General features: G+C 59.6%; 11 protein-coding genes and 1 tRNA gene. 4 read left to right on the forward strand and 8 right to left on the reverse strand.

Going from position 1 to position 12,784, the window contains the following annotated elements; genetic code table 11:
• Positions 1 to 294: 294 nt before the first annotated feature.
• The 6 genes from EN859_RS29705 to EN859_RS29730 form a co-directional block, all read right to left on the reverse strand.
• The gene (locus EN859_RS29705; RefSeq protein ID WP_245525762.1) at positions 295 to 1,380 is read right to left on the reverse strand and encodes a calcium-binding protein; all 1,086 of its coding nucleotides are present in this window, start codon (positions 1,378 to 1,380) and stop codon (positions 295 to 297) included.
• 245 nt (positions 1,381 to 1,625) lie between these two features.
• Positions 1,626 to 2,387, reverse strand: coding sequence for an MBL fold metallo-hydrolase (locus EN859_RS29710; RefSeq protein WP_127856200.1), 762 nt, complete (start codon positions 2,385 to 2,387; stop codon positions 1,626 to 1,628).
• Positions 2,388 to 2,390: 3 nt separating this feature from the next.
• On the reverse strand, positions 2,391 to 3,455 hold the full coding sequence (locus EN859_RS29715; RefSeq protein WP_127856201.1) for an ABC transporter ATP-binding protein: 1,065 nt from the start codon (positions 3,453 to 3,455) through the stop codon (positions 2,391 to 2,393).
• Positions 3,452 to 4,234: an ABC transporter permease gene (locus tag EN859_RS29720; protein WP_127856202.1), complete on the reverse strand. Its 783-nt coding sequence runs from the start codon at positions 4,232 to 4,234 to the stop codon at positions 3,452 to 3,454. The genes EN859_RS29715 and EN859_RS29720 overlap by 4 nt, the downstream gene beginning before the upstream one ends.
• Before the next feature lie 2 nt (positions 4,235 to 4,236).
• Positions 4,237 to 5,082, reverse strand: a complete 846-nt coding sequence (locus tag EN859_RS29725) for an ABC transporter permease (RefSeq protein ID WP_127856203.1) — start codon at positions 5,080 to 5,082, stop codon at positions 4,237 to 4,239.
• A gap of 13 nt (positions 5,083 to 5,095) precedes the next feature.
• A complete protein-coding gene (locus tag EN859_RS29730; RefSeq protein ID WP_245525763.1) occupies positions 5,096 to 6,208 on the reverse strand; it encodes a spermidine/putrescine ABC transporter substrate-binding protein in 1,113 nt (370 codons plus the stop codon).
• A gap of 92 nt (positions 6,209 to 6,300) precedes the next feature.
• Between EN859_RS29730 and EN859_RS29735 the strand changes: the two genes are divergently transcribed.
• Positions 6,301 to 6,915, forward strand: coding sequence for a TetR/AcrR family transcriptional regulator (locus EN859_RS29735; protein WP_127856204.1), 615 nt, complete (start codon positions 6,301 to 6,303; stop codon positions 6,913 to 6,915).
• 178 nt (positions 6,916 to 7,093) lie between these two features.
• Here EN859_RS29735 and EN859_RS37955 read toward each other — a convergent pair.
• A tRNA-OTHER gene (locus EN859_RS37955) sits at positions 7,094 to 7,154 on the reverse strand.
• A 148-nt stretch (positions 7,155 to 7,302) separates the two neighbouring features.
• Between EN859_RS37955 and EN859_RS29740 the strand changes: the two genes are divergently transcribed.
• The 3 genes from EN859_RS29740 to EN859_RS29750 all read left to right on the forward strand — a co-directional run bounded on the left by EN859_RS29740 (position 7,303) and on the right by EN859_RS29750 (position 11,676).
• The gene (locus EN859_RS29740; RefSeq protein ID WP_127856205.1) at positions 7,303 to 8,595 is read left to right on the forward strand and encodes a site-specific integrase; all 1,293 of its coding nucleotides are present in this window, start codon (positions 7,303 to 7,305) and stop codon (positions 8,593 to 8,595) included.
• A gap of 202 nt (positions 8,596 to 8,797) precedes the next feature.
• Entirely contained in the window at positions 8,798 to 9,025 is a 228-nt protein-coding gene (locus tag EN859_RS29745) for a transcriptional regulator (protein WP_127856206.1), read from the forward strand.
• 167 nt (positions 9,026 to 9,192) lie between these two features.
• Positions 9,193 to 11,676 (forward strand): DNA primase family protein, encoded by a 2,484-nt coding sequence (locus EN859_RS29750; RefSeq protein ID WP_127856207.1) that lies wholly within the window; start codon positions 9,193 to 9,195, stop codon positions 11,674 to 11,676.
• A 265-nt stretch (positions 11,677 to 11,941) separates the two neighbouring features.
• Here the strand turns inward: EN859_RS29750 and EN859_RS29755 are convergent, their stop codons facing one another.
• Positions 11,942 to 12,436, reverse strand: a complete 495-nt coding sequence (locus EN859_RS29755) for a hypothetical protein (RefSeq protein WP_210237729.1) — start codon at positions 12,434 to 12,436, stop codon at positions 11,942 to 11,944.
• Positions 12,437 to 12,784: the final 348 nt, after the last annotated feature.

The raw sequence follows: 12,784 nt of genomic DNA on the forward strand, positions 1-12,784 counted from the left end.
GCTGGGAAGTTTCGCCCTCGTTTTCGCCGAGCTGGTACGCCGGTCCGAGGAAATGAGTTTCAGACCCCAGCCGGCAGCATCGCGCTGCGGCGACGCCGCCGGAACGCCGTGCCCGCAAAGGGCGCTGTAAGGCTCAAGTCGACATTTTGATTGGCGGCCCGGAAAATAAAATCGAGCTGTCGCTCAAGCAGGCATGGGTGAACACGACAAAACAGAACGGCTAAACCTTTCCGGTTCGCTCGGAACCGGAAAGGCTCTGCGGACGCCAAATGATTCCATTTGGCTGCAAATGCACTAAGCGAACTGAAAGTCGCTGGCCGAGATCATAGCCGCGGACAGGTGTGCAAGCGGGTCGTCGAGCACAATGGAGAAATGGACACCGGCCGAGGTGGCCACGTCCACTACAACGTCCCCGCCGGCCGCATCGTGAGCGAATACTGTGCCGGCCCCACCGCCTGCGGCGTACTTGGTGACGCCGAGGTGCTCCAGTGTGATTAGATCGATACCATCCTGAAAATCGGTGATTGTGTCAGTTCCCACGGTTGAAGCCGTGCCTTTGAAGATGAAACGGTCGCTGCCAAGGCCGCCAGTCATCAAGTCCGAACCGCCGTCGCCGAATATGGTGTCGTTCTCCGTGCCGCCGTTAAGGACGTCGGTCCCGTCACCGCCGCTCATCCAGTCGGCGCCCTGGCCACCCGACAAATAGTCATTACCGCCTTCACCAGACATGAAGTCGTTGCCTTGATCTCCATATAGCTTGTCGTTGCCGATCCCGGACTCCAAATGATCGATGCCGTTGCCACCATGCAGCTCATCGACACCACCCTCCGAGTCGAGGATGTCGTCCCCGTCGCCACCGTCGAGATAGTTGTTGCCATCACCGCCGTCGACATGGTCGTTGCCAATGCCGCCGTAGACCCTGTCGTCGCCCGACTGCCCTTTCAGCAGGTCATTGCCTCCCTCGCCGTAGATCGTATCGTTGCCGGCACCGCCGCCCACTGCCTGTATGGTGAGCAAGCCCGTAGTCGGGTCGATCTGGTTAAAGTAGCCGTCGTCGCCGTCCCCGGCGTAGATGACGTCGTCCCCGTAGCCCGCGTCGATATATTCCTTGCCGGCTCCCCCGTAGATCAGGTCATTGCCGCCCCCGCCGAGGATGTGATCGTCGCCGAGGCCGCCATTGATCAGATCGTTGCCAAGGCCTGCGTCGAACGTGTCGTGACCATCCTCGCCATACATCTTATCGTTGCCATCCCCGCCGTCGAAGCGGTCCTTACCCGAGCCGCCCCATGCGACGTCGTCGCCAGCGCTCAGCTTGAAAAAATCGTCGTAGGGCGTACCGCGGAAGAAGTCCGCGAGGGCAGTCCCGTAGTAATTGGCCATATTAACTCCTGGTTGAGGACGCATCTTGTGCAGGTGCGTTCATATTACCCCCCCGCCGTTCGACAGACGAACCTGTCGAGGATGTGATCCGTTGCCATTCTCTTACCGATTGTTTCTTGTTGGTCGTCTGTGCGGCGGAACTGTGACTGCTAGCGACTGGTCTGTGGATAACCGGCTCTCGCCATAGTTTCTTCGGTAACAGTGCAAGCGAAATGGAGGTTCGAGGCCAGTGCGCTAGCTCGCGCTCACCGGTTCTGCAGCAGATGGCAGCCGGCCTGCCGCTTTTGCGCGAGATACTCATCGACAAGCTGGCGATAGTGCACCTTGCCGAAGCTTGGGAAATGGCCGCCATGCACGACCGAGACATCGAGGTCGCGCATGCGCAGCAGCGTTTCGACGTAATCGTCGACGACCGAATGATAGGCTTCGTCGATCAGCGGGCCGTCATAGATGATGTCGCCGGAAAGCAGGACGCCGGTCTTCTTCTCGTAGAGCGCAATGCCGCCGGGCGAATGACCCGGCGTGTGGATCACCTCGAAGGCGCGGTCACCAAGATCGACTACATCGCCTTCTCCAAGCAGGCGGCCGGCCGGCGCCGGCAGTATCCGGTAGCGCGCCGCATCCCAGCCTTGCGGCATGCCATCGAACATCTCGTCCGTCGCATAAGTGTCGGCGACCGTCCATTCATTGCGCGGATCGGCAAGGATCTCCGCCTCGGCCGGATGCACGCAGCGGTCGGGAAATTCGTGATGGCAGCCGATATGGTCGAAATGGGTGTGGCTTGCCACGCAAATGAGCTTTCGCTCCGTCACCAGCGGCACGTGGCGCCGCAGGCTGAAATGGCCGAGGCCGGTGTCGAACAGAAGGTCGCGGCCGCGCCCGCGCACGTGCCACATATTGCAGCGGAAGAACGGCTTTATCCATGGCTCGTGGATCAGCGTCACGCCATCGCCCATGCGGATGGTTTCGTACCAATTCGCTGCGTCGATAACCGGAAGCGTGCTCATCGCTCAGTCCGCCAGAAGGATGACGTCGCCAGCATCGCATGAGACAGCAACGATGTCGCCCGGCTGGACCGTGGCTGCCGCTGGAAGCTTGGCGATGAATTGCAACGCCGGGTCCTGCGCAGAAACGGCGAGCACGCGCTTGAAGCTGCCCTGGAAGACCACGTCGCTCACCTTGGCCGTGCCAAGCGCTACAGTGCCACCAGCTTCGCCAAGGACAAGATGCTCCGGACGGATGGCGACGGCAACAGTTGCTCCCGCCGGCAATTTGCCGGGCAGCGACAGCGGGCCAATCTGTGTCGCGACAGTGATGTTCCCGTTCTTCGTCTCCGTCACCGTTCCTGATATCAGCGTGCTTTCACCCATGAAGGTCGCGGAAAAGCGCGTCGCCGGCCGCGCATAAACGCGCTCGGGCGGTCCTTCGTCCTCGATCCGCCCGTCATTCATCACCACGCAATGGTCGGCCAGCGCCATGGCTTCCTCCTGGTCGTGGGTGACATGGATGAACGCGGTGCCGACGCGCTTCTGGATAGCCTTCAACTCGTCCTGCATCTGACGGCGCAGCTTGAGGTCCAGCGCGCCGAGCGGCTCGTCGAGCAAAAGCACAGCCGGCTCGACAACAAGCGCGCGCGCCAGCGCCACGCGCTGGCGCTGGCCGCCGGAAAGCTGGTGTGGCTTCTTGTCGAACGCAGCCGCCAGCCCGACCAGCGCCAGTGCCTCGCGCGCCCTTGCGGTCCGTGTTGCGGCGTCGACGCCTTGCATACGCAGGCCGAAGCCGACATTGCCGCCGACGCTCATATGCGGAAACAGTGCATAGTCCTGGAACACCGTAGTCGTGGGGCGCTTCGCCGGCGGCACAGACGTGCAGTCCTCGCCGCGGATGAACACCTTGCCCTCGCTCGGCGTGACGAAGCCGCCGAGAATGGAGAGCAGCGTCGTCTTGCCCGAGCCCGATGGGCCGAGCAGGATGGTGTAACTGCCGGGTTCTATGTTCAACGAGACGTTTTTCAGCACCGCCAGCTGGCCGAAACGATGCGAGACGGAGCGAATATCGACCAGTGGCGCGGTCATGCCGGCTTCCTCCGCAACAGCATAAGTTCGAACAGCACCACCAAAACGATGGAGACGGCGAAGACCAGCGAGCCGACCGCATTGGTCTTGGGGTTGAGGCCGGAGCGCAGCAGGTTCCAGATTTCCACCGGCAGCGTCGTGTCGAAGCGGGTCAGCAGGAAGGAAATCACGAACTCGTCCCAGGAGAAAGTCATCGACAGGAAGAAGCCGGCGAAGATGGCCGGCGCCATCACCGGCACGGTGATCAGCAGCAGGACCTTCCATTCAGCTGCGCCGAGGTCGCGCGCGGCACGCTCGATGTTGATCTGGTGGTCGCCCATCTGGCTGTAGATGATGGCAAAGCAGAGCGGCAGGTTGATCACGACATGGCCGATGCCGGCTGACACAAGCGACTTCGGCACGCCGGCCCAGTTGAACAGCACCAGCAATCCCATGCCGATGATGAGATAGCTCACCGTCAGCGGCAGCGTGATCAGCCCGCGCATCAGGCCCGAGCCCGGCAGGACGAAGCGCGCGAAACCCCAGGCGGAGAGAAAGCCGAGAGTAACGGCGGCAGCTGAGGAGAGGACCGCCACAGCAAGCGAATTGACCAGCGCCGAAGTCAGTCGCGTATCGGTGAGAACCGCGTCGTACCAGCGCAGCGACGGACCGGTGAAGGGCGGGATCGGAAACGATGTGGCTTGCAACGAAAATAGCACCAGCACCACCACCGGCAGGAAGATGAAGCCGTAAATGGCGATGGCGTAGAGGACGGCGGTGATGCGGACGAGGGCGCGCATGGTCAGGCCCGCTCGATCTTCAGCCAGCGGGCGCAGGCGAGATAGGCGATGGTGACGACCGCCATCAGGATGATCGACAGCGCTGAGGCGAGCGGAAAGTCGCCGCGCCGGCCGATCTGCATCATCACCAGCTGCGGCATCAAAAGCTCGTTGTTGCCGCCCAGGATCTGCGGCGTGATGTAGTCGCCGATGCAGAGCACGAAGGTGAGGAAGGCGCCGACCATGATGCCGGGCAAGGTCAGCGGCAGCACGATGTGCAGAAACGTCCGCAGCGGCCCGGCGCCGAGATCGGCTGCGGCCTTGCGATAACTGGGGCTCAGCTGCTTCAGATTGGCGAAAATCGTCAGCGTCAAAAGCATGACGAAGAAATGCACGAAGCCGGTGATGGTGGCCAGCCGTGTGTTGGCGAGCTGCACCGGCTCGGTGAACAGGCCGGAACCTGTCAGCGCGCGGTTGATGACGCCGTTCTGTGCCAGCACCAGCAGCCAGGAATAGGAGCGCACGACGTAGGAGGTCCAGAACGGCAGCACGGCCAGCATAAGCGCCAGCCGCTGCCAGCGCTCCGGCACCTGTTCGGCGAGGATCCAGGCAAAGGGGTAGGCAAGCACCACCGAGACCACAGTGACGATCGCCGTCACCTGCAGCGAGTTCACCATCGCCTGCCAGTAGGACGGGTTGGTGAAGAACTGGCTGTAGTTGGACAGCGTCAAGCCGCCGCCTTCGTGCGCCATAAGGCTGGAAAGCGCCATGGCCAGGAAAGGCAGGACGAAAAACAGCAGCGTCCAGCCGAGCGCCGGAGTGACCAGCGCCCAAGGCAGCAGACGCCCACTGCTGGTGACAGTGCTCATGACCGGGAGCCGGTCATTGCGCCTGCAGCATTTCGGTCCAGACGTCCTGCATCTTCCTGTCGAGATCGGCGTTCGGTGCCGGATAGGATTGGGCGCGGGCGAGAAAGTCAGGCTGTTCGTCGAAGCGCAGGATCTTCTTCTGCTCGTCGGTCAGCGCCGCCTTGGTATTCGCCGGCATTCCCCAATAGCAAGACGAGGTGGCGAGCCGCGCCTGGCCCTCGGGGCTCATGATGTACTGGATGAATTTCAGCGCCAGATCCTTGTTCTTGGAATCCTTGAACATGGCCAGCGACTGCGACCACAGAACGGCACCCTCCTTAGGGATCGAGAAGTCGAGGGCAGGGTTTTCCTTGGCCAGCCCCGCCGTCACCCACTCGCCGCCGCCAACGAGGATGTCGACCTCGCCGGTAGCGAGAGCGGTCTGGCTGGCGGTCACTTCGCCGACCAGCTTGGCATTGGCCTTCATCTTCAACAATTCGTCCTTGATCGCCGGTAGGTCGGCTTCCGTCAGCTCAGCGGTCTTCTTGCCGATCGCCAGTGCTGCCATGCCGATGACGGGCAAATAATAGTCGTAGATGGCGATCTTGCCCTTGTACTTGTCGCCGGTCAGCGCCGCCATCGACTGCATGTCGGCCGGATCGACCTTGGTCTTGTTGTAGCCGATGGTGTTGTAGCCGAATTTCTCGGTGATGCCGTAGCGCTTGCCGTCGACGACGGTGGAACTGTCCATCTTCACCTGGGGAAAGAGGTCGGCGAGGGGCAGCTTGTCCTCCGGCAGCGGCTCGAACAGCGCCTTTTCGACGCCGCGCGGCACGTCGATGCTGTCGATCACCATCACGTCCCAATCGCCGGGCTGCGACTGCTCGACGATCGCCAGGCCCGCGCCGGTGCCTTCGAACTCCTTGACGTTGACCTTGACGCCGTTGGCCTCCTCGAAAGGCTGCAGCAGCGCCGGGTCGGCGTGATCGCACCAGATCAGCGCGTTGAGGTCCTGCGCCTGAGCGACGGTTGCCGTGCCGGTCGCGAGCAGCAACGCAGTCGCCGCACCTGCGGAGCGCAGATGGTTCTTCAGAATGGAAAGCGGATTCATGGACGTCGGATTCGTGGTCATTGGATTTGTGGACATCGAGTGTTCTCCCTTGCCTTTTTGGCTTCTGTCAGAAAAATTGAACCAATTCTAAACTTGAGTCAATTCTGTTTTTATGGCAGATAGCTGATATGAGCGGATTGCGGGCAAGGCAAAAGGCGGATCGGCACCGCCGCATCATCGAGGCGGCCGCGGAGCTTTTCCGCGATGCCGGCTATGAAGGCGCCAAGATCGAGACGATCGCGGCGCAGGCCGAAGTATCGGTTGGCACGATCTACAATTACTACCAGAACAAGGGCGACATCCTCGGCGCCATCGTCTCGATGGAGGTCAACGAGGTGCTCAATGCCGGGCGCGGCGTCGTCGCCAACCCGCCGGCCAATGTCAGCGATGCACTCGATACGCTGCTTGGCATCTATATCGAGCATTCGCTGCATTATCTCAGCAAGGAGATGTGGCGGCAGGCGATGGCGATCTCGACGCAGCTGCCCGACAGCCCGTTCGGCCAGGCCTATAGCGCGCTCGACCTGGCGCTGACCGAGCAGATCCGCGCGCTGATCGCCCGGCTGCAGGCGCTCGGCCTAGCGCGCCGGGATATTGACGGGCCGGTGCTCGGCGAACTGATCTTCAACAACATGAACATGATGTTCATCGAGTTCGTGAAGCGCGACGCGGCCGGGATTGCCGAATTGCGTGCGGCGATACGAAGGCAGAACAGGATACTGGTGGCGGCGATTGCGGTGTGAGGGGCGGAAACCGAGTGCCAAAAGGTGCTGACCGGTATTTGGGTCGCTTACGGCTACAAGTCAGTCAGGGAGAGGAACACGTTCGCCAAGGCGGGTCCGTCCGGTCAAGTCGCGAGTGCGTAATGGGGAACGCTGAAACGTGTGATTTCCTGGCCCTCTGCATATTGGCTAGCGGAACTGGTGCCCCCGGACGGGATCGAACCGCCGACCTTCGGTTTACAAATTTTGTGCCAGCGCACCCCGGAACCTCACGGTAGCCAACGCTAATTCAGGTAAATTGCTGGGTTTTATACATATTTTCGGCTTAGAGCATCGGTTTGCATAACGGGCCATAACGTGAAATAACATACCCCAGTTTACCCCTGACGTTACCCCGGAGCTTTCCAAATGGCCGTTTCGATCCCGTCGCAGCACAAGCGCGCCGCCGCTTTCATCAACGCATTGAAGCCGGCAGCGGCGCGGCAAGAGATACCGGACAGCGCGCAAGCCGGGCTCTATCTGGTCATGCAACCGCAACCGAGTGGCAGCTTGTCATGGGCGGTGCGAACGAAGGTTGACGGCAAGCCTGCGAAGATCACGCTAGGGCGCTACGATGAGGAAGGGGCCGCCGATGATCGCAGCGGCGGCACTGTCATTTCCGCCTCGCAAGTTTTGAACACCACGCAAGCGCGAGAGTTGGCCGAACGTGTGATTGCGGACGCGCGGCGTGGCATCGATCCGCGACAGGAAAAGACCGGCAACAAATTTAGCGTCGATCATTGGCTTGATGAATTCGTAAAGACGGCCCGCACCGCTGGTTTCAAAGGTAGACCCGTCAAAGCGTCCACCGCAGACGAATACGAGCGGATCATTGCGACCAACATCAAACCCAATTTGAAGCATGTCACCGACATTCGCGCCGTCGATTACCGCGACATTGAAAAGCTGATTGCCAAGCTGCAAACCGGAGCGCAGCGCAACGCTTTTGCGGTGCTGTCTGCCTTCTTCCGTTGGAAAGCGGTTGCCCGCGTGATCGGGCGCAACATCATCGAGCTAGCAGAAGCACCGACCAAGCCGCAAAGCCGGGAGCGCGTCCTATCTCACGATGAAATCAAGACCGTTTGGAAGGCTGCAACCAAATGCGGCTATCCGTTCGGTCCCATGGTGCAGCTATTGCTTTTGACCGGGCAACGCCGCGACGAAATCGCCAACCTCAAATGGTCCGAAATAAACGACGATCTAACAGCGATCACGCTTGAAGGATCGCGCACCAAGAACGGACGCGCCCATATCGTGCCGCTCGCACCATTGGCAAAGACGATCATTGAAGGACTGCCGGTGATCGCCGACGCGGACGGCAACCTATCGGACTATGTTTTCACGACCACAGGCAAGACGCCGTTCAGCGGCTTTAGCAACGGCAAGATCGCACTCGACAAGCATTGCGGCGAACCGGCTTTGGCGAATTGGCATTTGCATGATTTGCGCCGGTCGTGCGCTACAGAGCTAGCCAAGCTTGGAATTAAGCAGGAAGTGACAGAAGCGATTTTGAACCACAAGACCGGCAAAGTTAGCGGCGTTGCCGGGATTTATAACCGCTACGACTATCAAGACGAGAAAGCAGAAGCTTTGAAGCAATGGGCAACTCGCATCGCAACTATTACCGCAAACAATGTAACGATGCTTCCAAAGCGTGCATAACCCGAAAAATCGTTAAGATATACTCTTGACCGTGAGCTAACGTTAGCTCACGGTTCCTGCGTCGCCTGATTTGGGCGATTTGCCGCCTTAGATCGGATGATCGGCGGTGCCAGGGGCTGGACTGGCCCAATGTCGCGAGGAAGACGCGGTGAACGCGGGTGGATGCCTGCAAATCCTGACAATCAGAATTTGAGGCCAGTCCATGAACCCGAACCCCATTGATACGCTCATTCCCGCCCCTGCCGTGCGCGCCATACTAGGCGGCGTCAGCGACATGGCGTTGCACCGTTGGCTGAAAGGCGACTACGACAAGCGCACCGGCAAACGCACGCCGCCCGTTGCCGACTTCCCAAAGCCTCGCGTGATCAACCGCCGTCGCTATTGGTCGCGGGCCGATATCGAGCGCTTTATTGCCGGTCGCGCGGCCTGATTTTACCCGTTGAAACACCCCGATTGAAAATATGGACCGCTGCTCGATATCAAGTAATTGATATTGCAGAGATGTTTTAAGCAGAGCAGCGGTTGTTTAGTTTGAAGCGCAAGAAAAAGTCCCGCGCAGGCCGGCAAGCCGTACTTGGGGCAATAGGAATAAATGCAATGAACGCTTTAGCACCGCTCGCGCCAGCGGGCAATCCGGCCGCACTTTCGATCACCTATTTTCAGCAGAACAATCAGCCGGCAGGGCAGCGCCGCGATGTCGAGTGGCCCGCTCTTTGCGATTGGATCGTACAGGACGCGACGACCGCGACGACCAAAGACGACTTGCCGCTGATCAAGCTGGCCACGTTCGCGGGCGACTATCGATCAGATATAAACCTCGAAGCGGTATTCGGCATCGAAGGCGACTATGACGGCGGGCTGTTACAGCCGTCCGAAGCAGCCCGAATTCTCACGGCGTTCGGTGTTCAGGCGTTTATTTACACGTCGCCCTCGCATCGGCCCGACACGCCCCGCTGGCGTGTCCTATGCCCTTTGTCGCGACCGCACACCCCGAATGACCGGCATGCGATTGTGGGGCGGCTCAACGGCTTGCTTGGCGGCATTCTCGCACCGGAAAGCTTCGTCCCGTCGCAGGCGTTCTATGTCGGCAGCGTAGCGGGCGGGTACCCGGTCCAATTCTGGCGAGTTGAAGGCCGTCCGCTCGATGCCTTTGAAGGCTTGCCAATCGTTGCGCCTCCGCCATCTGCAAAGATGAACGGGTACATTCCAATCGGCCAGGGCGAGCGCGCGCCAAGCTTTGACGCTGCTGTTGCAGGATTGCAGCAAATCGACGTTCGCCAACTCACCGAACGCGGCGATTGGACCGCTGTGAGCGGCGCGTTCATGCAATCCATCGCGCCTGAACGCATCAATGAAGCGTTGCCGATTTGGCAAGCTTGGAATGAAACCTATCCGGACAACGATCCCGCCAAAAACCTCAAATACTGGGACGACACGTTGAAGCGCGGCACCATCGTAAAGGGCTGGCGACGACTTCACCGCGAAGCTTATGGGGAACCGCCACAACTGAACCCCATGGCGCTATTCAACGGCGCGACATACCAGTTGCCGCCCGGCGCGAGCGCGACACCATTACAGCCGCAGCAGCCGGCACCGCTTCGAAGCCGCAACATTGAAGAAGTCTTGAACGACGCGGCGAAGCTGACGCCGGACAATGCCGACGCGATCACGGCGCTTTGTAGAGAAGCCGGAACGCTTCCGCCAATCCACCGTGATACCGTGTTGAACGCGATCCGCACCACAACCGGTATTAGGATCGCCACGCTTAGGGCGGAAGCATCGCAAGCGACCAATGACACCGAACCGGACCACCTTGTGCTTGCCAGAATGACGCTCGCCACCGCTGGCGCTGAAAACGTGATCCATGCCGAGAATCATTTTTGGATTTGGGAGGGCGGGGGCGTTTGGAACAAGCGCGACGATATCGCAATCAAGAAACAGGTTCAGACAACGCTAGAAGCGAACAACTGCGCCGTGACCGCCGCAAGGGTCAGCGGCGTGACCGATGTTCTTCGAAACGAGACTTATCGCCCGGATCACACGTTCAATATCGGCAATTCGGACGTGGTGAATTGCCGGAACGGCGAATTGGAATTGGGCGACATCGGTTGGACGCTACAGCCACACCGACGCGAGCATTACCGGACAAGCCAAATCCCGGTCGCATATGATCCAAGCGCGACCGCGCCAATGTTTCTCGCGTTTCTCAATGATGTGTTCCGCGACGATCCGGACAGGGATCTCAAGATTTGCTCGCTGCTGGAATTGATCGGTTATACGCTTATGAGCCACGCGAAGCATGAACGCTTCATCATGCTTATCGGCGGCGGCGCGAATGGGAAAAGCGTTCTGCTCTCGGTGATCGAAGCTTTGGTAGGAATGAAGAACGTCGCGGGCGTCCAGCCGGCCAATTTCCAATCGCGATTTCAGCGCGCACACCTTCATCAAAAGCTTGCGAACATCGTGACAGAATTGAAGCAAGGCGAAATTATTGCAGATGCCGAATTGAAGGCGATCACTAGCGGCGAATTGACTACCGTTGAGGATAAGAACGGCCATCCGTTTGAAATGCGCGCCTTCGCTACGTGCTGGTTCGGCACCAATCACCTTCCGCACACGCGAGATTTTTCCGACGCGCTCTTCCGACGCGCCACCATCGTCACATTCGACCGGACGTTCAGCGAGGCGGAACAGGATCACAACCTAAAGACCAAGCTGGCCACCGAATTGCCGGGAATTCTCAATCTCGCGATCACCAGCTACGCCAGGGCAACTACTCACGGCTTCATTGCGCCACCATCGTCAATTGAGGCGAAACGGAAATGGCGGATGGAAGCTGATCAAGTTGCGCAATTTGTCGAGGAACAATGCCTTGCCGATCCGCTTGGCATGGTGGCAGTGGATGAAGTCTATCGCGTGTTCGCCGAATGGGCGCGGCGATCCGGTGTGCGTCAGATTGTCGGCAAGCAAATGATGGGGGATCGGCTGGAAAAGCTGCGGTTCCCGCGCAAGCGTTCCAATGGAAGCTGGATTACCGGGCTGACACTACGGACTGCGGCAAATTATGGAAGTCCGCCATAACCGCGCGGCGTTAATTTACCGGTTTCTTTATGAAAAATTACTAGGGTCAAAACTCAATCAGCGGGCCGCCGCCAATGGCCGAGAAGGGTGGAAACTTGCCGAACGAACGGAGCTTCGGAACGACTTGGTCGTGCCATCAGCTGACAAGCCCACGCTGATGTGGTGGACACCATGGACCCCGTCGACTAGAACCGCTCAGTCAAGCTTAGGCCGAGCGCTGTGACGATCGGCAACCAGCGAGTAATTTCGTCTTCGAAGGCGATCCCTACTGGACGAGTTCGCCTTCCATCACGAAACGGCGCTCGGTGGGACCGGTTGGCAGCAAACGAAAGCTTCCGGCGCCTTTGAGCTTCTCCAGCTTGCCGGTGCCGCCAACGACCTGCCACACTCCATTGTCCAGGAGCTTCGGCTTACCATCTGGCCCGGGGACGAACACCGCCTGGATAACCCATTTTATGTAGGCCTTGTTGCCATCCGTCGTAGCGAATTCCAGATAGCCGCGCGGCTCGCCGCCAACGCCTGGCACGACGTCGTGAGCGCCATATTCCTGAACGGTCGCGCCGGCGAGTGGACCCTGACCTTCGGACTTGCCTTCCCGTCGGACCAGCAAGAAGAAGTGCTTGCTCGCATCGGCGAAATCGAGCCGGATGGCTTCCTTCTGCGCGACAAGCGCCTCGAACTTCACCGGCTCGGCCTGAACGGGAGACGCGATAATTAACAAAGGCGTCGCAACCGCAGTGATCGTGCTAAACCTCCTCATTGTGTTCTCCTTTGATTTGTCTCGAAAGCTCGGTGAACTCGTCGCGAGCCGCGCGAGAACGTGCGGACCACGCGCGTTGTTTGGATTCGTCGAATGTAGATGTCACTGCCGCTCTCCCGCGAAGGCCTCGGGGCCTCTAGCCTCAAGAGCAGAGCTGCAAAGACTACACGATCTCATGTCTTGAAAAAAGGGGTGTCAAGGCCTGCGCACGGCATTGAACTCAGGGCTTCGAACTCGGGTTAACGCGCTTTAGGGATTGCGGTTGATCTGATTCCATGGGGCTTCCATGATTCGGAGCCCTGTCATGACCATTGCCGCCCTCGAAGGATTTGAGAAGCCACGCCTGAA

The organism is Mesorhizobium sp. M00.F.Ca.ET.216.01.1.1 (assembly GCF_004010325.2).
Classification (GTDB): Bacteria; Pseudomonadota; Alphaproteobacteria; order Rhizobiales; family Rhizobiaceae; genus Mesorhizobium.